Below are 23,732 nucleotides of genomic sequence, written 5' to 3'. Positions count from 1 at the left end.
ACATTGATTCACCGGGGGATGGGACAAATGCACATTCAGGACTCTCAACGCACTTCGGCTGCCGGTTCGGACCATCGCGGAGGCGTTGCGCGCCCAGCGCCACTCCGCGTCGATGCCCAGCGCAACCTCGAGCACGTACTCCGCGCCGCACGTGAAGTGTTCGGCGAACTGGGATACGGCGCACCCATGGAAGACGTGGCCCGGCGGGCCCGGGTCGGCGTCGGCACGGTCTACCGCCGTTTCCCCAGCAAGGACGTCCTGGTCAGACGGATCGCGAAGGAGGAGACCGCGCGCCTGACCGAGCAGGCCCGTACCGCGCTCGGGCAGGAGGACGAGGCGTGGTCCGCGCTCGCCCGCTTCCTGCGCACCTCGGCCGCGTCGGGCGCCGGGCGGCTGCTGCCGCCGCAGGTCCTGCGGGTGGAAGGCGGAGCGGGCGGCAAGGACTACCGCCCCGGCGGTGACGAGCCGGTCCGGGTGCCGTCGCAGCGCACCCCGATTGCGGTGGCCGCAGCCGGACCGTCCGACCAGGGCGTCCCGGTCGGCGCCGACCACACCGCCGACCACACCGGCGTCCACACCGGTCTGCACGGCGGTCGCGCCCGCACCGAACCGCGGGCGGACGACGACGGCATCGGCACCCTGCTCGACGTCGTCGGGCAACTCGTCGAACGAGCAAGGCAGGCGGGCGAGTTGCGCACCGACGTGTCGGTGGCCGACGTACTGCTGGTCATCGCCACCTCACCGCCCGCGCTGCCCGACGCCCACCAGCAGGAAGCCGCTTCGGCACGGTTGCTGGACATCCTGCTGGAAGGACTGCGCCCGCGGTCCGGCGACCCCCTCACGGAACACGTCACGGAGCTCAACCACCACTCCGGCAGCGACCCGATCGAGTGACAGTGGAGGATGTGTGAACGGTGCGACCACGGATGAGTGGTTCCACCGGAAGACATGACACCGCGCTCGGGTCCTGTGTCACGCTTGCCTCGTGGATGAGGCTAACGGCGAGTCCGGCTCCGCACCCGCGGACCCGGTGACCGGCGACGCGGCACCGCCGCGCAGGGTGCCGGGACAGCGCGACCCGTTCGCACGACCCGAGCCCGCCGCCGCGGAGCCCGCTGCCCCGGAGTCCGCGGCGGCTTCGGCTCCGGCGACGATCCCGGCCCCTGCCGCAGCGCCCGCAACAGGCCCTGCGGCAGGGCCCGTCGGGCCGGCCGACACCCAACCGCCGGCCGACGCCGACCTGCACGCGGCGGCACACCCCGGCATGGAGTCCGGCGCCGACTCCGCTGCGGACACCGGTGCCGGCACCGACCCGGGCACCGGCCGCACGGACGCCGACCTCGACGACACCCAACCGACCGGGACCGTACCCGCGCAGCCGACCGGGCCCGGCGGCCTGTCGGCCCCATCCGGCTACTCGGACGCCGAGTTGGTCGACCAGGTCAGGGCCGGGCAGGACCACGCGTACGAAGAGCTCTACCGCCGGCACGCCGAGTCCGTACGCCGCTACGCCCGTTCGTGCTGCCGCGACGCCCACACCGCCGAGGACCTCACCGGCGAGGTCTTCGCCCGTACCCTCCAGGCCATCCGCGGCGGCAGCGGACCCGAATCCGCCGTACGCGCCTACCTGTTGACCACGGTGCGCCGGGTCGCCGCCACCTGGGGCAACACCGCCCGCCGGGAGCAACTGGTCGAGGACTTCGCGGTGTTCGCGGTCACCGCGGCGGGCTCCACCGTCACCGACCGCAGCGCCGACCTCGGCGCCGACGTGCGCGCCATGCACGAGGCCGAACGCTCCCTGGCCATCCGGGCGTTCCGTACCCTGCCCGAGCGCTGGCAGACCGTGCTGTGGCACACCGCGGTGGAGGACGAGTCGCCCAGCGAGGTCGCCCCGCTGCTCGGCCTGACCCCCAACGCGGCGGCGGTCCTCGCCCATCGCGCCCGGGAGGGGCTGCGCCAGGCATATCTGCAGGCCCACGTCAGCAGCACGCTCACCACCGAGGGCGAGTGCGCCCGCTACGCCGACCGGCTCGGCGCGCACGCCCGCGGCGGCCTGCGGATGCGCGCGGACCGGGAGTTGAACCGCCACCTCAAGGAGTGCGCGCGCTGCACCGCCGCGTCGGCCGAACTCGCCGACCTCAACTCCGCGCTCAAGGGGCTGCTGCCGGTCGCGTACATCGGCTGGTTCGCCGCGGCCTACGCCGCCAAGACCGCCGGGATCGTGGTGGCGGGCGGAGCGGCCGCCACCGCGGCGGCGGGAGGCGCGGCGGCCGCGGCCACCGGTTCCGGAGGCACGGCGGGCGCGGCAGGAGGCGCCGCGGCGGGCGAGGGACTGGGGGCGCCCGCGAAGGCGGGGATCGCCGCGGCCGTGGTCGTCGCCGCCGCCGGGGTCGCCTTCGCCTTCGCGCTCACCGGCGGCCACGAGAAGGCCCCGGCGAAGCCGCAGGCCAAGCCGCCGGTCACCGTACCGGTCACGGCCGCGCCACCGCCGAGCCCGGCGCCCAAGCCGACCCCGAAGCCCGTGGTGCCGCCGCCACCCGCCCCGTCGGCGGCACCCGTGGCGACCACGCCGCCGCCCAAGCCCAAGCCGACGCCCAAACCCACGCCGAAGCCGACACCGCCGCCGGCCAAGCCCACCCCCACCCCCAAGCCGACGCCGACACCGACCCCACCGCCGCCGGCCCCGACCGCGTACAAGGTCAACTCACTGCCGGTCCAGGGACTCGGCGCGAACTCCGACGAGCCGGCGATCGTCCCCCAGGGCCTGGGCAACTGGTGGTGGGATCGGACCAGTCCCAGCATCGGCGGCACCACCTACGACCACGGCATCACCGTGCACGCGCCCTCCACGGTGAACGTCGCCCTCAACCGCGCCTGCGTCTCCTACGACGCCCGCGCGGGCATCGACGACCTGGTCAGCCCGCTGCTGCGCACGTCGGTCACCTTCGCGGTGTACGCCGACGGGAGCCGGCTGTGGTCCTCCGGCCCCGTCCACCCGGGCGACCCCGCCGTGCCGGTGCACGTCGACCTCACCGGCCGCAAGACGCTTCAACTCGTCGTCACGCCGGCCTCGGGCGGTCTGTCCTTCGGCAACCTGGCGGACTGGGCCGACTCGGTGATCACCTGCCAGTGACGCCCAACGGCCCACCACCAGGCGTCACTTGACCGCGCAGACCCCGTCGACGCACCCGTCACCGTCGGAGCCGTCGGAGCCGTCGGTGCCGTGGGAGCCTTCGGCGGCCGGCTGGTCCGCGGCCGTCTCCTGCGCCACCTGCTCCAGCGCGCGCAGGAACGTGGAGGTCTCCTGGCCGCCCTGGACCGCCCACTGCCCCTCGAACACGAAGGTCGGCACGGCGGTGATACCGACCGCGCGGGCCTGCGCGATATCGGCGACGACCTCGTCCGTGAGGGCGTCGCTCGCGAGGAAGGCGGTCACCGCCGCGCGGTCGAGACCGGCGGCGACGGCGGCGTCCGCCAGCCGGTCGGGGTCACCGATGTCCAGGCCCTCGGCGAAGTGCCCGACCATCAGGTTTCCCTTGAGCCGGTTCTGGGCGGGGGCGCCGTACTCGTCGAGGGCGAAGCGCAGCAGCCGGTGCGCGAGCAGCGAGTTGTTCTCCAGCACGGAGTCGAAGTCGAACGTGAGGCCCTCGGCGGCACCGAGCTGGGTCAGCCGGTCGTCCATGGCGACGGCCTGGGGACCGTATTTCGCGGCCAGCACCTCGCGGTGCGGACGGGGCTCGTGCGGGGCGTCCGGGTCGAGCTGGAACGGCCGATAGACCACCTCGACCGTGTTGCCCTGCGGAAATGCCGCCAGCGCCCGTTCGAAGCGGGACTTGCCCACGTAGCACCACGGACAGGCGATGTCCGAATAGATCTCGACCTTCACGGCACTCACTCCCAGAACCCGTCAACGAAAATCCGATTGAAACATCAATAACTCTTCAACGGAAAACCGCCCGACCCGGCCCGGCTATTCCCGGCCCTCTTCCGGTTCCGCCGCCCGCTCACCCGCCGGTCCGGCCAGTTCCGCCAGTTCCGCCACCGCCTCCGGCCGGCTCAGTCCCGCCCCGCACGCGCGCTGCCGGGCCGACTCCTCCGCGGTGAGTACGGCCGCCACCCGCGCCCGTACCTCGTCGTCCTGCGCTTGCTCGGGCACCGTCCGGGGCAGGCCGCCGCGGACCGTGTCCGCGGCGCCCGACATCCGCACCGCCGAGCGCGCGTCGCCCAGCTCCGCCAGGATCTGCGCGGCCGTGTCGAACTGGGCACCGACCACCGCCTCGGTGCAGCCCACCTCGGTCGCCAGCCGTACCGCCTCGGCCGCTTCGCGCAGCGCGGCCCGCGGGTCGCCCTCGGCGGCGGTGAGCCCGGCGGACAGGCCGCGCAGCAGCACGTGGAACATCGGCGGCGGGGTGCCGTCGGCGATCCGCCCCACCGCCGTCTCGTACAGCTCCCTGGCCTCGCGCACGGCGCCCCGGCGCAGCAGGAACAGCGACCGCAGGTAGCGCACGTAGGTGCGGGCGTCCATCACCGCGTACCGCTCGGCCTCCTCCTCGGCCTCGTCCAGGAGCACACTGGCGTCCTCGTCGTCGCCGCAGCGGTGCGCCAGTTCGGCCATCCGTCCGAGCAGGAACGAGCCCTCGCTGAAGGCGCCCAGCTCGCGGCCGAGCCGGTACGCCGCGTCGAAACCGGCCCGGGCCGCGGTGTAGTCACCGCGGAGCGTCTCGATCTCGGCCCGGGCGCTGTGCACCTGGGCCCTGATCCAGCGGTCGCCCAACCGCCCGTTGAGAACGCTCAGTTCCTCCCAGTCCTGGTCGGCCCGCGCCGCGCCGCCGGGAGAGTCGACGGTCACGTGCAGCCGGAACATCAGCGCGGCGGCCAGCTCCCATTCGCCGCCGTGGGCACGGCAGTTCGCCACCACCCGGTCCGTCTCGGCGAGCACCAGCAGGCCGCCGTCGGACACGTAGAGCGTGAACGGCCAGAGCATGCCCGGGAAGCGCGCGGCGGGCCGGCCGGCTTCCCGGTACGCGGTGGAGAGCCGGCTCACCATCGCCTTCACCTCCGACGACGCCCACTGGTCCTCGGTGGCGCGGTCGCCCTGGACGAACAGCAGCAGCAACTGCACGTCGAGGCGCGGCCAGTACATCGGGTCGTCCGCGTCGTCCAGGTGGTCGACGCCGAGCGCCGCCACCCGCGTGAGCCAACCGACCGCCTCGTCACGGTAGTTGCGCAGCCACCAGAACCAGCCCATCGCCCGCGCGATCGCCACCGCGTCGGCCTCCGACCGGTGCTCCAGCGCGCGGTGCAACGCGGCCCTGACGTTGTCCAGTTCGGTCTCCAGCACCTCGAACCAGAGCAGTTGGTCGCCGCCGCGCAGCCGCGGATCGACGGTCGCGGCCAGCTCGCGGAAGTACGCGGTGTGCCGTTCGCCGGCCGCGGCCAGCTCGGCGGGATGCTCGCGAGCCCGCTCCAGGGCGTACTCGTGGATCGTCTCCAGCAGCCGGTAGCGGGTGCCGGCGGCGCGGTCGTGCTCGGCCACCACCAGGGACTTGTCGACGAGTTGGGCCACCGTGTCCAGCGCGTCCGGGCCGCACACCGCCTCGGCCGCCGCGAGCGTGCAGCCGCCGGCGAAGACGCTCAGCGAGCGCAGCGTCGTACGCTCCCGCTCGTCCAGCAGGTCCCAACTCCAGTCCACCACCGCGCGCAGGGTCTGCTGGCGCGGCAGGAGGGTGCGGCTGCCGCCGGTCAGCAGCCGGAACCGGTCGTCCAGCCGGTCGGCGATCTGCCGGGGGGACAGCGCGCGCAGCCGGGCCGCGGCGAGTTCGATCGCCAGGGGCAAGCCGTCCAGCCGACGGCAGATCTCCTGGACCGCCGCGACATCGGTGCCGGTGGTGTCCTTCGTGTCCTTGGTGTCGGTCGTGTCGCTGTGGGGGCGCCCGGACGGGTCCTCGGCCAGATCCTCGGGCGGGTTCGGGTACGGCGCCGCGTGCGGGCGGGCGGTCCTGGCGCGCTCGGCGAACAGCCGGAACGCGGTCCGCGGCGGCAGCGGCTCCACCGGGCGGACCAGTTCCCCCGGCACGCCCAGCGGTTCGCGGCTGGTGGCGAGGACAGTCAGGTCCGGGCAGCGGGCGAGCAGTTCCGCGGCCAGGTACGCGGCGGCCTCGATCAGGTGCTCGCAGTTGTCCAGCACCAGCAGCAGCCGGCGGCCGGTGCAGTACTCGACCAGCCGCTCGATCGGGTTCTCGGTGTGCGGCTCACCACTCAGCGCGTCCCGGGCCGGGCCGAGGACGAAGGTGTCGCGGCGGCCGAGCGCGCTCAGCACGGCGTGCGGGATGGCGTGCGGATCGTCCAGCGGGGCGAGTTCGGCCAGCCACACGCCGTCGGGGTAGCCGTCCTGCGCGGCCTCGGCCGCCTCCTGGGCCAGCCGGGTCTTCCCGGAGCCGCCGGGCCCGGTGAGGGTCACCAGCCGCGCAGCCCGTATGTCGGCCCGGATCGCGGCGAGGTCCGTCTCCCGGCCGACAAAACTCGTCAGCCGGGCCCGCAGGTTGCCGCGCTGCGGACGGTCCGGCCGGGCGGCGGCGGTCCCGTGCGCATCGGGTACGGGCCCGTGCGCACCGGATGCGGTCCCGTGCGGGTCGGCGGTCCCGACCCGCCCGGCCGGCTCCGGCGACTCCAGCAGTTCCGCGTGCAGGGCCCGCAGCTCCGGTCCCGGGTCGGCCCCGAGCGTGTCGGCGAGTACGGTCCTGGCCTCCTCGTACGCCATCAGGGCGTCGGCGCTGCGGCCGGTCGCTCGCAGCGCGCGGATGAGCTGCGCGTGGAACGGCTCGTCCAGCGGGTGCGCGGCCACCGCCTCCCGCAGCGCGGGCAGTACGGCGGCGGTCTGCCCGCGGGCCAGTTCTGCCTCGAACTTCGAGCGGAGCGCGGCCAGCCGCAGCGCGTCCGTGCGGGCCGCCGCCGCGTCGCGGTCCGGCAGGTCCGCGAGCGCCGGGCCGCGCCACAGACCGAGTGCCCGGTCCAGGGTGCGGGCCGCGCTGTCCGGGCGGCCGTCTCGCAGGTCCGCCTCGCCCGCGCGCAGCAGCGCCTCGAACGCGAACACGTCGACGCTCTCGCGCGGTGTGTTCAGCCGGTATCCGCCCGGCTCCGACGCCACCGCGTCCCGGCCGAGGGCTTTGCGCAGGCGCGCGACGAGGGCCTGGAGGGCACCCGCCGCGTCAGCGGGAGGGTCTTCCGTCCACACCTCGGCGATCAGCGACTCGGGCGGGACGGGGCGGTTCGCGTGCGCGGCGAGGACGGTCAGGACGGTACGGACCTTCGCGCCGCCCAGGGGCAGGACGGTGCCGTCCTCCGACCTGGCCTCGGTCACCCCGAGCACGAAGTAGCGCACGCCGTCCATTGTCCCTGCCTGCGGCCGGGCGAGGGGTCCGCTCCCCCGCCCTCGCCCTCGAAACCCGGGCCCGCTCGGCACGAGCGGTGCCGAGGGCAAGCCGTCCCGAAGATCCCCGGGGGCCCGGGGGTCAGCGGTCCCGGGGGTCAGCCGCGCGGGGGGTCTTCCCGGTCGTGGGGGCCGAGGAGCTCGTCCGCGAGGGTGGGAAGGTCGTCGAGAGGGGTCTCCTCCGCCCACTCGGGGCGGGGGCGGCGCGCGGCCTGGGCGGCGGGGATCTCATGGGTGCGCTCGTCGCCGGTGGGCTGGTCGGGGCGGAAGAGCCACGGCGGCACGCGGTCGGTGGGGTCGTCGGAACGCGCGGTGCCGGGCGTGGGGGGCGGCAGCTCGGTGGTCTCGTCATTGCTGCCCGAGGTCTCCGGCGCCGGCTCCGACTGCGACTGCGGCCTGGGCGTAGGCGCGGGCTCAGGCTCAGGCGTGATCGGGGTCATGACCGTCGTCGTCTCCGAGGAGGACGACGCGGGCGGCGCGACGGCGGGCAGCACCGCGGTCCGATCGGAGTCCGAGACGTCGTCGGGCCCCGCGTGGGGCTCGTCCCGCAGCGCGGGCAGCACCGTGGTCTCGTCGGCGTCGGACGGAGCACCGGACGTCGAGTCGGGTGCCGCGTCGGACCCGGAGCCGGACCCGGACCGAGCCCCGGCGCCCGAGCCGGACCCGGAATCAGAGCTGGAGCCGGACCCGGAGTCCGTGCCGGAGTCGGAGTCGGAGCCGGGGTCGGAATCCGCCGGGGGCGCGTCCGACACCGCGGGCAGCACCGCGGTCTCCTCCGAGTCGGACGCGGCAGCGGCAGCGGCTCGCGCCGCCTCCGCGCGCAACAGCGCCTCCTCGGCCTTGCGCTGCTTCTCCTGCCGCTTCTCGGCCGCTTCGGCGCGCAGCCGCGCCTGTTCCTCCGCGAGCCGCCGCAGCCGCTCCTGCTCGGCCGCCCGTGCCGCCTCCTCGGCGGCGATCCGCGCGTCCTCCTCGGCCTGCCGCTGAGCGGCCTCCTCGGCGGCGAGCCGGGCCGCCTCGGCCTCCTGCGCGGCCTTGCGCTCGGCGATCTCGCGGCGCGCGGCCTCCTCCGCGGCGAGCCGGCGCTCCTCCTCCTCGCGGCGCAGCCGTTCGAGCTGCTCCTGGCGCTCGCGGGCCTGCCGCTCCTCCTCGGCCTTGCGGGCGGCCTCCTCCGCGGCGAGCCGGGCGGCTTCCTCGGCCGCCTTGCGCTCGGCCTCGGCGCGGGCCTCGATCTCCTGGGCGGAGAGCGGCAGCATGCGGTCGAGCCGGTGCCGTACGACGGTGGTGATCGCCTCGGGCTCCTGGGCCGCGTCGACCACCAGGTAGCGCGCTGGGTCGGCGGCGGCGAGCGTCAGGAATCCCGAGCGCACCCGCTGGTGGAACTCGGCCGGCTCGGACTCCAGCCGGTCCGGGGCCTCGGTGAAGCGCTCCCGGGCGGTCTCCGGCGGGACGTCGAGGAGCACCGTGAGGTGCGGGACGAGCCCGTCGGTGGCCCAGCGCGAGATCCGGGCGATCTCGGTGGGCGCGAGGTCGCGTCCGGCGCCCTGGTAGGCGACGGAGGAGTCGATGTAGCGGTCGGAGATGACGACGGCGCCGCGGTCGAGAGCGGGCTTCACCACGGTGTCGACGTGCTCCGCACGGTCCGCGGCATAGAGCAGGGCCTCGGCGCGGTGCGAGACCCCGGCGGAGGAGACGTCCAGGAGTATGGAGCGCAGCCGCTTGCCGACGGCCGTGGCGCCGGGCTCGCGGGTGACCACGACCTCGTGGCCCTTGGCCCTGATCCACTCGGCGAGCGCTTCGACCTGGGTGGACTTGCCGGCGCCGTCGCCGCCCTCGATCGCGATGAAGAAGCCGGTGGCGGCGGGTCCGGTGGCCGGTTCCGCACCGCGCAGCGCCTCGCGCAGGTCGCGGCGCAACGGCACCCCGGTACGGTCGTCGGTCTTGCCGAGGACCAGCGCGGCGACCGGCAGCAGCAGCGCGCCGACCAGGATCAGGGTGTACGCGGCACCGCTGTGGTCGAAGGTGAAGTGGCCGTTCTGGATGCGGTGCGGGCCGATCGCGGCGGCCACCAGCGGCCCGCCGATCGCGGCCACGGCGAGCACGGCGCGCACGACCGCGTGCAGGTGCTCGACGCTCCGTACCCGGCGGGACTCCTCGGCCTCCTGCTCGATCAGGGTGTGCCCGGCGTTCGCGGTGACGCCCGCGGCGGTGCCGGCCAGCAGCGACAGCAGCAGCACCGTGGCCTGGTCGGGGACGATGCCGGTCAGCAGCAGCGCGACGCCGGTGACGCCGGTGCCCACGGCCAGCAGGCGGCGGCGGGAGAGCGCGGGCAGGGTGTGCGGGGCGATCCGGATGCCGATCACGGTGCCGGCGGTCAGCGTCAGGACCAGCAGGCCGAAGCCGGTCGGCCCGAAGCCGAGGGCGAGCGCGTGCAGGACGGCGACCGAAACGGCGACGCCGATCGCCCCGGCCACCGCGGCGGTGGCGAGCACCAGCAGCGGCAGCGCGCCGGTCCGGCCCCGCTCGGCACCCGCCGGGCCCTTCGGCAGCCGCAGGCCCTGGAGCGGGGAGTGCGGCTTCGCGGCGCTGCCGGCGGGCAGCTCCAGCAGGTACAGCACGGCCATCGAGGACGAGAAGAGCCCGGCGGCCACGTACGACGACAGCGCGACCTGGTGCAGGTGGAACCAGTCGACGCCCACCGCGATGAGCGTGTTGACGAGGGTGACGACGACCAGGGAGGCGGCGGCCAGCGGCAGCGCGACGAAGCTCGTGCGCAGGTCGAGGCGGTGCAGCGTGGCGAGGTGGTCGGGCGCGGGCCGGACCGACGTGTCGCCGGCCGGGGGCAGCAGCCCCGGGGCGGCGCCGTCCTTCGCGACCGTCCACAGCCGCTCGGCGAGTCCGGCGGCGAACGCGGTGGCCAGCAGCCACAGGTGCGCCGAGTGCGGGACCCACGTGACCCACAGCGGGGCGACGATGAACAGCGCGAGCCGTACGCCGTCCGCGCCGATCATCGTCCAGCGCCGGTCCAGCGGGCCGCTCTCCGCGGTGAGCCCGGTCAGCGGTCCGAGCAGCACCGCGCCGAAGAGGAGGGTGGCCACCAGGCGGGCGGCGAACACCGCGGCGACGGCGTACGCGACACCCCGGTAGCCGCCGCCGAAGGAGTGCGCGGTGACGGTCGCCTGCACGGTGAGCACGAGCAGCACCAGCAGGCCGAGGCGGTCGGCGACCGCACCGGTCAGTTGCGCGCTCCACAGCTTGCGCAGCGTGGGAATCTTCAGCAACGCGCCCACGGCACGCTCACGGGAGTCGGCCGAGAGGTCGGTCGCGAACGCCTCGGTGACGTCCGTCGCGGGCTGCGCTGGCTGCTCGGATCGCGTCATTCTGACAGCCTATCCGTCCCACCCGAACCAAACGTGTCCGCCCGAACAAACGGACAGTGCCGCTCACCACGTCAGCGGGTCCGCGCCGTCCTCACTCCTTGGCGGAGCTCGCCTTCTTCGCCGCGGTCTTCTTCGCCGCCGTGGCCGAACCGGTCTTCTTCGCGGCCGTCTTCTTGGCGGGAGCCTTCTTCGCCGGTGCCTTCTTGGCGGCCGTCTTCTTCTTCACCGGGCCCTTCGCCCGCTTCTCCGCGAGGAGTTCGTAGCCGCGCTCGGGGGTGATCGTCTCGACGTCGTCGTCGCGGCGCAGCGTCGCGTTGGTCTCGCCGTCGGTGACGTAGGGACCGAACCGGCCGTCCTTGACCACGACCGGGCGCTCGCTGACGGGGTCGGTGCCCAGTTCCTTCAGCGGGGGCTTGGCGGCGGCGCGGCCGCGCACCTTGGGCTGCGCGTAGATCGCCAGCGCCTGTTCGAGGGTGATGCTGAAGAGCTGGTCCTCGCTCTCCAGGGAGCGCGAGTCGGTGCCCTTCTTCAGGTAGGGGCCGTAGCGCCCGTTCTGCGCGGTGATCTCGACACCCTCGGCGTCGGTGCCGACCACCCGGGGCAGGGACATCAGTTTGACGGCGTCGGCGAGCGTGACGGTGTCCAGGGTCATGGACTTGAAGAGGGAGGCGGTGCGCGGCTTCACCGCGTTCTTGCCGGTCTTCGGGGTGTCCTCGGGCAGCACCTCGGTGACGTACGGCCCGTAGCGGCCGTCCTTGGCGACGATCGGACGGCCGGTCTCGGGGTCGTCGCCGAGCGCGAACTCGCCGCTGGGCTTGGCGAACAGCTCCTCGGCCAGCTTGATGGTCATCTCGTCCGGCGGCAGGTCCTCGGGGACGTCGGCGCGCTGGTGGTTGTCCTCGCCGCGCTCGCCCTTCTCGACGTACGGCCCGTAGCGGCCGACCCGCAGCATGATGCCCTCGCCGACCGGGAACGAGGAGATCTCGCGGGCGTCGATCGCGCCCAGGTCCTCCACGAGTTCCTTGAGGCCGCCGAGGTGATCGCCGTCGCCGCCGTTGGCGGAGGCGGCCGGGGCCGCGTCGCCGTCGCCCTCCGCGCCGAAGTAGAACCGGCGCAGCCACGGCACCGCCTGCGCCTCACCGCGGGCGATCCGGTCGAGGTCGTCCTCCATGGAGGCGGTGAAGTCGTAGTCCACCAGCCAGCCGAAGTGCTTCTCCAGCAGGTTGACCACGGCGAAGGAGAGGAAGGACGGGACGAGCGCGGTGCCCTTCTTGAAGACGTAGCCGCGGTCGAGGATGGTGCCGAGGATCGTGGCGTAGGTCGACGGGCGGCCGATCTCCTTCTCCTCCAGCTCCTTGACCAGGCTCGCCTCGGTGTAGCGGGCGGGCGGCTTGGTGGAGTGGCCGTCGGCGGTGATCTCGTCGGCGGTCAGCGGGTCGCCCTCGGTGACCTGCGGCAGCCGGCGCTCGCGGTCGTCGAGCTCCGCGTTGGGGTCGTCGGCGCCCTCGACGTAGGCCTTGAGGAAGCCGTGGAAGGTGATGATCTTGCCGGAGGCGGAGAACTCGGCGTCCCGGCCGTCGGAGGCGGCGCCGCCGACCTTGACGGTGACGGACTGGCCGACCGCGTCCTTCATCTGGGAGGCGACCGTGCGCATCCAGATCAGTTCGTAGAGCCGGAACTGGTCGCCGGTCAGGCCGGTCTCGGCGGGGGTGCGGAAGCGGTCGCCGGAGGGGCGGATCGCCTCGTGCGCCTCCTGGGCGTTCTTCACCTTGCCCGCGTAGACCCGCGGCTTGTCCGGCAGGTAGTCGGAGCCGTAGAGCTGGGCGACCTGCGCGCGGGCGGCGCCCACCGCGGTCTCCGACAGCGTGGTGGAGTCCGTACGCATGTAGGTGATGAAGCCGTTCTCGTACAGCTTCTGGGCGACCTGCATGGTGGCCTTCGCGCCGAAGCCGAGCTTGCGCGACGCCTCCTGCTGGAGGGTGGTGGTGCGGAACGGCGCGTACGGCGAGCGGCGGTACGGCTTGGACTCGACGCTGCGCACCGAGAACTGCGAGTCGGCGAGCGCGGCGGCCAGCGCCCGGGCGTTCTCCTCGTCCAGGTGCAGCACCGCGGCGCTCTGCTTGAGCGCGCCGGTGGAGGCGTCGAAGTCGCGGCCCTGGGCGACCCGGCGGCCGTCGACCGCGACGAGCCTGGCGTTGAGCGTGGCGGGGTCGGAGGCGTCACCGGCCCGGCCGGTGTTGAAGACACCGGTCAGGTCCCAGTACGCGGAGGTGCGGAAGGCGATCCGCTCGCGCTCGCGCTCGACCACCAGGCGGGTCGCCACGGACTGGACCCGGCCCGCCGACAGCCGCGGCATGACCTTCTTCCACAGCACCGGGGAGACCTCGTAGCCGTAGAGCCGGTCGAGGATACGGCGGGTCTCCTGGGCGTCGACCAAGCGCTGGTTCAGCTCGCGCGGATTCCGCACGGCCTCCTGGATGGCGTCCTTGGTGATCTCGTGGAACACCATCCGGTGCACCGGCACCTTGGGCTTGAGGATTTCCTGCAAATGCCAGGCGATGGCCTCGCCCTCGCGGTCCTCGTCAGTGGCCAGGAATAGTTCGTCGGAGTCCTTGAGGAGATCCTTGAGCTTCTTGACCTGTGCCTTCTTGTCGGCGTTCACGACATAGATGGGCTGGAAATCGCTGTCCACATTGACGCCCAGCCGTGCCCACGGCTGGCCCTTGTACTCCGCCGGCACTTCGGCGGCCCCGTTGGGGAGGTCGCGGATGTGCCCGACGCTGGCCTCGACGACGTATCCAGGGCCGAGATAGCCCTTGATCGTCTTCGCCTTGGCAGGCGACTCGACGATGACGAGTCGGCGGCCGCCCTGTGCGGTCTCGCGGGTCGGGGACAACTTCGCTCTTCTCTCCGGTTCGAAGGGGTGTCGCTGCGGAGTGTGACCGTACCTCCTGGGCCCGTGTCAAACGGGAAAAGTCCGCAACGCCACTCGAACGGTAACCCGATGTACGTTCTATCCACACCGGCGGGGTCCTCCAGCAGGCTACGTCCACGGGCTTGATCCTGCCCGAAATCGCGCTTTCCGACCCCCGCGGCTCAATGCCGCTCCACTGCCGACCCTACGTCCGCTCCGGCGGACGGCCACACGGGCGGTACGGCGGAGGCGGGGCCCGCGGGCCGGGCGGGCCGGGCCCGCGGCGGCGGTCGGCGCGACGCGTCCGCGGCTTGTCCGCGGCCGGTTCACGGGCGGGTTCACCGGCCGGTTCGCGGGCCGGTTCACGGGCCGGCCCACGGGCCGGTTCGCATCAATGTTCGTATCAACGGCGGTACGGGACGCGGCGCGCCGGGTGCTGCAAAAATGGCCGCGGGCAGGCGGACGACCGATCCGCACGACGGCGGGAACGCAGGGGCAGGGGGACACGTCATGTCCGACCGGAATCCGTCCGCCGGCGAGCCGTACGGAGACAACCCGTACGAGAGCCGGCCGGAGCGCGGGGACCTGTCCCCGTGAGCTACCCCACCGCCGCGCCGCACCGCTCCGAGCCGCCCCGCTCCGGGCCGCGGCGCCCGCACCCGGCGGTCGTGCCGCTGGCCACCCTCGCCGTGGGGGTGGCCGCGTCCGCCTACCTCTACCGCACCGACCCGCACCAAAGCGGGCACTTCCTGCCGCGCTGCCCCTTCAACTGGCTCACCGGACTGCTCTGTCCCGCCTGCGGCGCCACCCGCCTCGCGTACGACCTCCTGCACGGCGACCCCGTGCGGGCCTTCCACGACAACGCCCTGGTCCTGGTGCTGTCCCCCGCGCTGGTCTGGATGTTCGGCCGCTGGGTGGTCGAGGGCCTGCGCGGCCGGCGCTGGCAGCCGATCCTCCGCCCCCGGTCCCAGTACGCCCTGCTGGTCGTGGCCGTGGTGTGGACGCTGTTCCGCAACCTGAACTGAGCCGCTCCGGCTACTCCGGGACCGGGGCGAGGAAGCCCTGCTCGACCAGGAGGCGGATCGACGCGGGGGTGCGGTCGCGCAGCACCACCGGGTCCTCGTTGAGGAGCTGGGCGATGGCGTCGATGATGCGGCCGGCCGGCAGCGAGCCGTCGCAGACCCCGGCGAACCCGGCTCCGACGGTGTCGACCTTCGTGGCCCGCCGCATGCCCCGCGCGGAGCGCAGCACCACGTGCTCGGGGTCCTCCGCGCCGGGCAGCCCGACCTGCTCCTGCACCACGTCGGGCGCGAGGGTGAAGCGGGCCGCGAGCAGCGCCGCGTCGTCGTGCCCGCGCAGGAAGTCCTGCCGGCCGAACCAGTCCGCGATGTAGGGCCCGAGCGGCTGCTCCACCGGATGCGGCCACTCCTCCGCGGTGACCGAGGGCTGCTCGGCGCCTGACCTGCGCAGCGTGATCCAGCCGAAGCCGACGCCGTTGACCTTGCGCCGCTCGAAGTCGTCCAGCCAGGCGTCGTAGTGCCGCGCGTACGCGGTCGGGTCGGCGTGGTGGTCGCCGCCGTCGCGCAGCCACAACTCGGCGTACTGCGCCACGTCCTGCACCTCGCGCTGCACGATCCACGCGTCGCATCCGGCGGGCAGCCAGGACGTGACGCGTTCGCGCCAGTCCTGGCCCTCGGTGTGCTGCCAGTTGGCGAGGAGCTGGCAGTAGCCGCCCTCGGTGAGGTGGTCGGCGGACCGCTGGACCAGTTCGCGGCACAGGTCGTCCCCCGCCATCCCGCCGTCGCGGTAGGTGAACCGCCCGGCCGGCGAGATCACGAACGGCGGGTTCGACACGATCAGGTCGTACCGCGCGTCCCCGACCGGCTCGAAGAGGCCGCCCTGCCGCAGTTCCGGCTCCGGCGCGCCGGACAGCGCGAGGGTGAGCCGGGCGAAGTGCAGGGCGCGCGGGTTGACGTCGGTGGCGGTCACCTGCGTGGCGTGCCGGGACGCGTGCAGCGCCTGCACGCCCGAGCCCGTACCGAGGTCGAGCGCGCTGCCGACCGGCTCGCGTACGGTCAGCCCGGCGAGCGTGGTGGACGCGCCGCCGACGCCCAGCACCAGGTCGGCCCGGTCCACGCCGGGCGCGCTGCCGACGCCAGCCGCGCCGCCGACCGCGCAGCCGAGGTCGGAGACGATCCACCAGTCGGCGCCGGCGTCCCCGGCGTAGGGGCGTACGTCGACGGTGGCGCGGATGTCGTCGCCGTCGCGGAGCAGCCAGCCGGCGGCCTCGTAACGGTCCAGGCCCGTGTTGCTGGTACCCGTGGCATTGCTGCCCAGGGCTGCGCGGGCGCGGGTGAGCGGGACCGCCTGCTGGAGCAGGAAGAGCCGGACCAGGGTCTCCAGGGGGCTGCCGCCGCGGGTGGCGCGCAGCGCGGGGACGGTCTCGGCGCGGGACAGGGCCGTGTATGCGACGGCCCCGAGCAGCTCCAGGCAGCCGTCGGCGGTGAAGTCGGCGGCGAGCAGGTCGGCGCGGAGGGCGGGCGCGGCGCCGGGATCGGGCAGTGGTCGGCCGGAACCGCCCGGGTGGTGCGGGGAGTGCGGACCGCCGGTCGGCTGGGTCGGTTTGCTCGGATCGCTCACGCCGCTCATTGTCCCGGAATCCGGGGAGGGGTGCCGTACCGCGGTCCGGTGCGGTCCGGGTGGGCCGTCCGGTGCCTCACACCGTCCGGTGACCGCACGGTCCGGCGATGTCGCGGGCCGGCGACGACGGCGCCGGGCGCCGACGCCGTTCGATGCCGACGCCGTCCCGTTACGACGCCGTCGGGCTCGCGCTCGTCGAACCGCCGGAGACGCCCTGGCAGCCGGGCTGCTGGGCGAGGGCCTTGCCCATGTCGCCCTGGCGGAGGGTGTCGAGCGATTTCTGGCCGTTGGCGGCGGTCTGCTTGAGCGAGGTGGAGACGTCGCCGAGGCCGGCCGCGAACTTCGCCTGGTCGCTGGTGTCCAGGCCGTCGACCTGCTTCTTCAGCGCGGCGTACTGCGCGGACTGCTGGTTGAACACGTTCACCGCGTTCTGCTGGAACTTCGCGCCGTCGTCACCGGGCGCGGCACCCGCCTTGCCGAAGATCCCGGCCAGCGACTTGTACGCGTCGGAGATCGACTGGAAGGCGGCCGAGTCGGCGCTCTTCACGTCCTGCGGCTTGCCGCCGCTGTCCACCTTGCCGAACGACGTGTTCGCGGTGTTGATCTTGTTGAGCTGGACCTGGGCCTGGTCACAGACGCCCTTCGCCCAGTCGTCCTGCTTCTTGCCGGTGTCGTCCCCGCCGCACGCGGACACCGCGAGCAGTACGGCCGCGCCGCCGGACAGCGCGGCCAGGAACTTCTTCTTCACCTTCACCGGGTGATCCCTTCCGTGGCCTTACGGCCCCGGAACATACACGGCCGGGCGGTACCGCTCCCGCAGACCTGACCTCCGTTGACCCCTTTTATCTGATATTCAAGCCATTCGTCGCATGTGCTGAACCGCAGGTGGGCGGCGGATGCGCGGGCCTCGTACGGTTCTGCCCGCGCCTCCGCCGCCCACCTGGCGGTGTGACAATTCACACGGCGTCAGGCCGCCGCGGCGGCTCCGTCGTCGCTGCCGCTGTCACGGTCGCTTCCGATGCCGCTTCCCCTTCCCGTTCCGCTGCCACCGTCACTACCGCTTCCGCTTCCGCCGCCGCTGCCACCGTCCGCGCTGTCGTCGCCGACCGCGATGCCGCGCCGCTTGGACACGTACACCGCGATCACGATGACCGCGACGGCCGCGATCGCGACCGGCACCCGTACCGCGAGGTTGGCGTCCACGCCGTAGCTGAACTTCACCACGGCGGGCGCGATCAGCAGCGCCACCAGGTTCATCACCTTCAGCAGCGGGTTGATCGCCGGGCCCGCGGTGTCCTTGAACGGGTCGCCGACGGTGTCGCCGATCACCGTGGCGGCGTGGGCCGCGCTGCCCTTGCCGCCGTGGTGGCCGTCCTCCACCAGCTTCTTGGCGTTGTCCCACGCGCCGCCGGAGTTGGCGAGGAAGACGGCCATCAAGGTGCCCGCGCCGATCGCGCCCGCCAGGTAGGAGGCGAGCGAGCCGATGCCGAGCGAGAAGCCGACCGCGATCGGGGCGAGGACCGCGAGCAGGCCCGGGGTGGCCAGCTCGCGCAGCGCGTCCTTGGTGCAGATGTCCACCACCCGGCCGTACTCGGGCAGTTCGTCGCCGCTCATGATCCCGGGGTGCTCGCGGAACTGCCGGCGCACCTCGAAGACCACGGAACCGGCCGACCGGGACACCGCGTTGATCGCCAGACCGGAGAAGAGGAACACCACGGCCGCGCCGAGCAGCAGCCCGACCAGGTTGTTCGGCTGCGAGATGTCCAGACTCAGCCAGCGCGCGTCGGAGGCGGGCGGGTGCGCCTTGCCCACGGCGGTGTCGACCGCCTCCTTGAACGACCCGAACAGCGCGGTCGCGGCCAGTACCGCGGTGGCGATGGCGATGCCCTTGGTGATCGCCTTGGTGGTGTTGCCGACCGCGTCGAGGTCGGTGAGCACCTGGGCGCCCTCGCCGTGCACGTCACCGGACATCTCGGCGATGCCCTGCGCGTTGTCCGAGACCGGACCGAAGGTGTCCATGGCGACGATCACGCCGACCGTGGTCAGCAGCCCGGTGCCGGCCAGCGCCACCGCGAACAGCGCCAGCCACACCGAGGTGCCGCCGAGCAGGAACGCGCCGTAGACGGCGAGCGCGATCAGCACCGCCGAGTACACCGCGGACTCCAGACCGAGCGAGATGCCGGAGAGGATCACCGTGGCCGGGCCGGTCAGCGAGGTCTTGCCGACATCGCTGACCGGGCGCCGGGAGGTCTCGGTGAAGTACCCGGTGAGCTGCTGGATCAGCGCGGCCAGCACGATGCCGATGGCCACCGCGACCAGGGCGAGCACCCGCGGGTCGCCGCTGTGGCCGGTGATGTCGGAGCCGACTCCCTTGAGGTCGGCGTAGGAGGAGGGCAGGTAGGCGTAGCTGGCGATCGCCACACCGGCCAGCGAGATCACCGCGGAGACGAAGAAGCCGCGGGTGATGGCGGTCATGCCGCTGCGGTCGCCGCGGCGCGGGGAGACCGCGAAGATGCCGACCATGGCGGTGAGGACGCCGATCGCCGGGATGAGCAGCGGAAACGCCAGCCCGGAGTCGCCGAAGGCGACCTTCCCGAGGATGAGGGCGGCCACCAGGGTGACGGCGTAGGACTCGAACAGGTCCGCGGCCATGCCGGCGCAGTCCCCGACGTTGTCGCCCACGTTGTCCGCGATGGTGGCGGCGTTGCGCGGGTCGTCCTCGGGGATGCCCTGCTCGACCTTGCCGACCAGGTCCGCGCCGACGTCGGCGGCCTTGGTGAAGATGCCGCCGCCGACCCGCATGAACATCGCCAGCAGCGCCGCGCCGAAGCCGAAGCCCTCCAGCACCTTGGGCGCGTCGGCCTTGTAGATCAGCACCACCGCGCACGCGCCGAGCAGGCCGAGGCCCACGGTGCACATGCCGACCACGCCGCCGGTCCTGAACGCGATCCGCATCGCCCGGTGCGAGACGGAGGTCAGGTCCGCGGGCGGCTCACCCGGCGCGGGGGTCGCCGACCTGGCCGCGGCGGCGACCCGCACATTGCTGCGGACCGCGAGCCACATTCCGATATAGCCGGTGATCGCGGAGAACACCGCACCGACCAGGAAGAAGATCGACCTGCCGATTCGCTGCGACATATTGTCGGCGGGCAGCAGCATGAGCAGGAAGAACGCCACCACCGCGAAGATCCCCAACGTGCGGAACTGCCGTGCGAGATAGGCGTTTGCGCCTTCCTGCACGGCAGCGGCGATCTTTTTCATGGCGTCGGACCCCTCGTCCGACCTGAGCACTTGGCGCACCAGCACCCAGGCGAGCGCGAGGGCGGCGAGCGCGACGACCGCGATGATCCAGACCAGGGTACGGTTCCCGCTGGTCAGCACCGGCGCTGCGGCCAGTGCGTGAGGAGAGTTGAGCGACCCCGGGTAAGGGGTGAGTGGCCCCGCCATTCGTCCTCCTTGACGTTTGGCGCATGGGCGTGCGGCTCCTACGGCTGATCAAGCCGCGACGCTCAGGCGAGCTGAGCAAGATGGACGGATTGTAGGGAGCCGCAGAAGATCAAAAAAGGGTGCTCGCAGGGAATTCCCACGGTAAAGGAGGCAGCACCATTCCGCGCGGCGCGAAAAAGACCGATCGGGGACTCGTCTTCGATCTACGAGAGCCGTGTTTTCGATCTACGGGAGAGGGCGCGGCCGCTGATCCATATGGGGGACAGCGCTAGACGGAGACCGTCGGCCAGGTCATCCGGATCACTCCGCCGCGCTCGCCGTCGATCACCTCGACGTCGTCGACCAGGCCGCTGATGACGGCCAGGCCCATCTCGCCCTCGTCCTCGGCGGCGTCGTCGGTGGGCGGGCCGTCGGTGTGGCCGCCACCGGTCGCGTTGCCGGGAACCTCGTCGACGACCTCGATGGAGAACTTCTTCTCGTCCTCGTTGAGCAGCACCCGCACCGGCTCTTCGACGCCGTTGTTGCGGTGCAGGCCGACGGCGCGGCTGCACGCCTCGCCGACCGCCAGCCGGACCTCGTCCAGGGACGCCTCGTCCACCCCCGCTCGGCGCGCCACCTGAGCAGCCACGAGCCGTGCGGTACGCACATGCTCGGGCTGGGCGCTGAAGAGCAGTTCTACGGTGGGCATGGGGCTCCCCCTCCGGTCCTGTGGTTGGGCATCACAGGGGCCCGGACGGCGATCCGCCCGGTGCCCCTCTCGGACGAACGTCAGTCGGTCGCCGCGACAGCCTCGTCGACCGAGGTGTGAATGGGGAACACCTTGGTCAGACCGGTGATTCGGAAAATCTTCAGAATCCGCTCCTGGTTGCACACCAGACGCAACGATCCTTCGTGCGCACGTACCCGCTTGAGCCCACCGACGAGCACACCCAGGCCGGTCGAGTCGAGGAAGTCGACTCCCTCCATGTCCACGACGAGGTGGTAACTCCCGTCGTTCACGAGCTCCACGAGCTGCTCACGCAGCTTGGGCGCGGTGTACACATCAATCTCGCCGCCGACCTCGACGATCGTGCGATCGCCGACGGTTCGGGTCGACAGGGACAGGTCCACTGATCCTCCAGCACCTTGCATCGACGCGGCGCCCCCCTGGGGCCTCCACCGAAACGTTAACGGTAGTGGCGACTCCTCCACCGACAGGTGGGGGAAGGAGTTGGGCCGCGATGGCATTCAATCACTTCGCGGTGGGCCCGCACGACGCCTTACTGCGATTGTCCGTCATGCCGGTGACACACTGAGTGCCGATGGCCCAGGATCAACTTCCGCAGTCGGCGCACGGCCGCCCGTCCCCACGGACCGCTTTGGAGCGGCTCTCCGCGGGGGCTGACCGCGCCGTACGCATCACCCATACGGAGCACCTGCCCCCGCGGGTCGGCCGTCATGCATCTTGGCCGGAGGGCATCCGTCCGGAGGTCGTCGACGCGATCCGCGCGGCCGGGATCGACCGTCCGTGGGAGCACCAGGCACTCGCCGCCGGGCACGCGCTGCGCGGCGAGTCGGTGGTCGTGGCGACCGGCACCGCCTCCGGCAAGTCGCTGGCGTATCTGGCGCCGGTGCTCAGCGCGCTGCTGCCGGAGCAGCGCGGGTCGGACGACGCGGGGGCGCCAGGGGCTCCGGACGGGCCGGCCGGGGCCCCCGGCGCGCAGGTGCCCGGGGCGGACGGCGGACGGCCCGGACAGGCCGTGAGGGCCGGACAGGCCGTAAGGGCCGGACGTGGCGGTACGGCCGCGGCGCGGCGGGCCGGGGCGGGCGCGGCGGGGGCACGCGGGCCCACCGCGCTCTACCTCGCGCCCACCAAGGCGCTCGCCGCCGACCAGCGCCGCGCGGTCAGTGCGCTCGCGGCACCACTGGGCACCGCGGTCCGCCCCGCCGTCTACGACGGCGACACCCCGTTCGAGGAACGCGAATGGGTCCGCCGGCACGGCACCTACGTGCTGACCAACCCCGACATGCTGCACCGCGGCATCCTGCCCGGGCACGCCCGCTGGTCCTCCTTCCTGCGCGGACTGCGCTACGTCGTCATCGACGAGTGCCACACCTACCGGGGCGTCTTCGGCTCCCATGTCGCCCAGGTGCTGCGCCGCCTGCGGCGGATCTGCGCCCGCTACGGCGCCGAGCCGGTCTTCCTGCTCGCCTCCGCCACCGCGGCCGACCCGGCCCAAGCCGCCACCCGCCTGACCGGCGTGCCCGTCGTCGAGGTCACCGAGGACACCTCGCCGCGCGGCGAACTCGCCTTCGCGCTGTGGGAGCCGCCGCTGACCGAACTGTCGGGCGAGCACGGCGCCCCGGTCCGCCGCACCGCCACCGCCGAGTGCGCCGAACTCCTGACCGACCTCGTCCTCCAAGGCGTACGGACCGTCGCCTTCGTCCGCTCCCGGCGCAGCGCGGAACTCGTCGCCCTCATCGCCCAGGAGCGGCTCGCCGAGATCGACGCCTCCCTCCCGCAGCGCGTCGCCGCCTACCGCGGCGGCTACCTGCCCGAGGAGCGCCGCGCCCTGGAGCGCGACCTGCACTCCGGACGGCTGCTCGGCCTGGCATCCACCTCCGCCCTCGAACTCGGCGTGGACGTCTCCGGCCTCGACGCCGTCCTGCTGGCCGGCTACCCGGGCACCCGCGCCTCGCTGTGGCAGCAGGCCGGGCGGGCCGGGCGCACCGCCCAAGGCGCGCTCGCGGTCATGGTCGGCCGCGACGACCCGCTGGACACGTATCTCGTCCACCACCCCGAGGCAATCTTCGAACGGCCCGTCGAATCCACCGTCCTCGACCCGGACAACCCGTACGTCCTCGCGCCCCACCTGTGTGCGGCCGCCGCCGAACTGCCGCTGACCGACGACGACCTGGCGCTGTTCGGGCCCGAAGCCGCCGACCTGGTACCGCAGTTGGAGAAGCGCGGGCTGCTGCGCCGACGGGCCAACGGCTGGTACTGGACCCGGCGGGAGCGGGCCGCGGACCTCACCGACATCCGCGGGGAGGGCGGCGCCCCGATCCAGGTCGTCGAGGCGGGCACCGGGCGTTTGCTGGGCACCGTGGACGCGTCCTCGGCCCACACCACCGTCCACGAGGGCGCCGTCCACCTCCACCAGGGCCGCACCTACCTCGTGCGGCACCTGGACCTCGACGACTCCGTCGCCCTGGTCGAACGCGCCGACCCGCCCTTCTCCACCATGGCCCGCGACACCACCGACGTCCGCGTGCTGTCGACCGACGTCGAGGAGCCCTGGGGCGATGCCCGCATCCACTTCGGCTCCGTCGAGGTCACCCACCAGGTGGTCTCCTACCTGCGCCGCCGGCTGCTGACCGGCGAGATCCTCGGCGAGTCCAAACTCGACCTCCCTCCTCGTACCCTGCGCACCCGCGCCGTCTGGTGGACCGTCACCGATGCCCAACTCGACGCCGCCGGCATCCATCCCGAGGAACTGCCCGGCGCCCTGCACGCCGCCGAGCACGCCTCCATCGGCCTCCTCCCGCTCTTCGCCACCTGCGACCGCTGGGACATCGGCGGCGTGTCCATACCGCTGCACGCCGACACGGGCCTGCCCACCGTCTTCGTCTACGACGGCCACCCGGGCGGCGCGGGCTTCGCCGAACGCGCCTTCCGCACCGCCCGCGGCTGGCTCGCCGCCACACGCGAGGCCATCTCCTCCTGCGAGTGCGACCACGGCTGCCCCTCCTGCGTGCAGTCGCCCAAGTGCGGCAACGGCAACGACCCGCTCGACAAAGCCGCCGCCGTCCGTCTCCTGGACTGCCTGCTCGCTTCCGGCCAGGACCCGCGACCGCAGCCGTAGCCCGCAGCCCAGCCCGCCGGTCGAGCCGGGCCGTCCTCCGGGGCCCGCACCGACCCCGACGCCGGCCCCGCCCGCGACCTCAC

The 23,732-nt window shown here is 73.2% G+C and carries 13 protein-coding genes; 4 read left to right on the top strand and 9 right to left on the bottom strand.

Features of this window, described 5'->3' with window-relative positions:
- Positions 1–27 precede the first annotated feature (27 nt).
- On the top strand, positions 28–894 hold the full coding sequence (locus ACIPAE_RS03495; protein WP_402442610.1) for a TetR/AcrR family transcriptional regulator: 867 nt from the start codon (positions 28–30) through the stop codon (positions 892–894).
- Between the two features lie 91 nt (positions 895–985).
- A complete protein-coding gene (locus tag ACIPAE_RS03490; RefSeq protein WP_402442609.1) occupies positions 986–3,133 on the top strand; it encodes a sigma-70 family RNA polymerase sigma factor in 2,148 nt (715 codons plus the stop codon).
- A 24-nt stretch (positions 3,134–3,157) separates the two neighbouring features.
- Here ACIPAE_RS03490 and ACIPAE_RS03485 read toward each other — a convergent pair whose 3' ends face one another.
- The 4 genes from ACIPAE_RS03485 to topA form a co-directional block, all read right to left on the bottom strand.
- Positions 3,158–3,886 carry a DsbA family oxidoreductase gene (locus ACIPAE_RS03485; RefSeq protein WP_402442607.1) on the bottom strand — a complete coding sequence of 243 codons (729 nt, stop codon included), beginning with the start codon at positions 3,884–3,886 and terminating at the stop codon, positions 3,158–3,160.
- Between the two features lie 84 nt (positions 3,887–3,970).
- The gene (locus tag ACIPAE_RS03480; protein WP_402442605.1) at positions 3,971–7,381 is read right to left on the bottom strand and encodes an AfsR/SARP family transcriptional regulator; all 3,411 of its coding nucleotides are present in this window, start codon (positions 7,379–7,381) and stop codon (positions 3,971–3,973) included.
- Positions 7,382–7,527: 146 nt separating this feature from the next.
- On the bottom strand, positions 7,528–10,806 hold the full coding sequence (gene tmk / locus ACIPAE_RS03475; protein WP_402442603.1) for a dTMP kinase: 3,279 nt from the start codon (positions 10,804–10,806) through the stop codon (positions 7,528–7,530).
- Between the two features lie 91 nt (positions 10,807–10,897).
- Positions 10,898–13,702, bottom strand: coding sequence for a type I DNA topoisomerase (gene topA / locus ACIPAE_RS03470; RefSeq protein WP_402442601.1), 2,805 nt, complete (start codon positions 13,700–13,702; stop codon positions 10,898–10,900).
- Between the two features lie 611 nt (positions 13,703–14,313).
- On the opposite strand from topA, the gene ACIPAE_RS03465 reads away from it, so the two are divergent.
- Complete coding sequence (locus tag ACIPAE_RS03465; protein ID WP_402442599.1) at positions 14,314–14,745, top strand: DUF2752 domain-containing protein; 432 nt, start codon at positions 14,314–14,316, stop codon at positions 14,743–14,745.
- 10 nt (positions 14,746–14,755) lie between these two features.
- Here ACIPAE_RS03465 and ACIPAE_RS03460 read toward each other — a convergent pair whose 3' ends face one another.
- From ACIPAE_RS03460 to bldG, 5 genes are all read right to left on the bottom strand, one after another.
- Positions 14,756–16,369 (bottom strand): methyltransferase, encoded by a 1,614-nt coding sequence (locus ACIPAE_RS03460; RefSeq protein WP_402442598.1) that lies wholly within the window; start codon positions 16,367–16,369, stop codon positions 14,756–14,758.
- 160 nt (positions 16,370–16,529) lie between these two features.
- Entirely contained in the window at positions 16,530–17,114 is a 585-nt protein-coding gene (locus ACIPAE_RS03455; protein WP_329366336.1) for a small secreted protein, read from the bottom strand.
- 212 nt (positions 17,115–17,326) lie between these two features.
- On the bottom strand, positions 17,327–19,807 hold the full coding sequence (locus tag ACIPAE_RS03450) for a sodium-translocating pyrophosphatase (RefSeq protein WP_402442596.1): 2,481 nt from the start codon (positions 19,805–19,807) through the stop codon (positions 17,327–17,329).
- A gap of 268 nt (positions 19,808–20,075) precedes the next feature.
- Entirely contained in the window at positions 20,076–20,495 is a 420-nt protein-coding gene (locus ACIPAE_RS03445) for an ATP-binding protein (protein ID WP_328467399.1), read from the bottom strand.
- Between the two features lie 80 nt (positions 20,496–20,575).
- On the bottom strand, positions 20,576–20,917 hold the full coding sequence (bldG, locus tag ACIPAE_RS03440) for an anti-sigma factor antagonist BldG (protein ID WP_031520166.1): 342 nt from the start codon (positions 20,915–20,917) through the stop codon (positions 20,576–20,578).
- A gap of 191 nt (positions 20,918–21,108) precedes the next feature.
- Here bldG and ACIPAE_RS03435 point away from each other — a divergent pair, with 191 nt between their 5' ends.
- Entirely contained in the window at positions 21,109–23,649 is a 2,541-nt protein-coding gene (locus ACIPAE_RS03435) for a DEAD/DEAH box helicase (protein ID WP_402442594.1), read from the top strand.
- Positions 23,650–23,732 lie beyond the last annotated feature (83 nt).

The organism is Streptomyces sp. NPDC087270, from assembly GCF_044744625.1.
In the GTDB taxonomy this organism is placed as follows: domain Bacteria; phylum Actinomycetota; class Actinomycetes; order Streptomycetales; family Streptomycetaceae; genus Actinacidiphila.
This window is presented reverse-complemented; position numbering and strand designations above follow the sequence as displayed.

Excerpts from the sequence above, each read along its gene's own strand:
- ACIPAE_RS03445 (WP_328467399.1), bottom strand. The coding sequence starts at position 20,495 with ATGCCCACCGTAGAACTGCTCTTCAGCGCCCAGCCCGAGCATGTGCGT.
- ACIPAE_RS03450 (WP_402442596.1), bottom strand. The coding sequence starts at position 19,807 with ATGGCGGGGCCACTCACCCCTTACCCGGGGTCGCTCAACTCTCCTCAC.
- ACIPAE_RS03495 (WP_402442610.1), top strand. The coding sequence starts at position 28 with ATGCACATTCAGGACTCTCAACGCACTTCGGCTGCCGGTTCGGACCAT.
- ACIPAE_RS03460 (WP_402442598.1), bottom strand. The coding sequence starts at position 16,369 with ATGAGCGGCGTGAGCGATCCGAGCAAACCGACCCAGCCGACCGGCGGT.
- tmk (WP_402442603.1), bottom strand. The coding sequence starts at position 10,806 with ATGACGCGATCCGAGCAGCCAGCGCAGCCCGCGACGGACGTCACCGAG.
- ACIPAE_RS03435 (WP_402442594.1), top strand. The coding sequence starts at position 21,109 with ATGGCCCAGGATCAACTTCCGCAGTCGGCGCACGGCCGCCCGTCCCCA.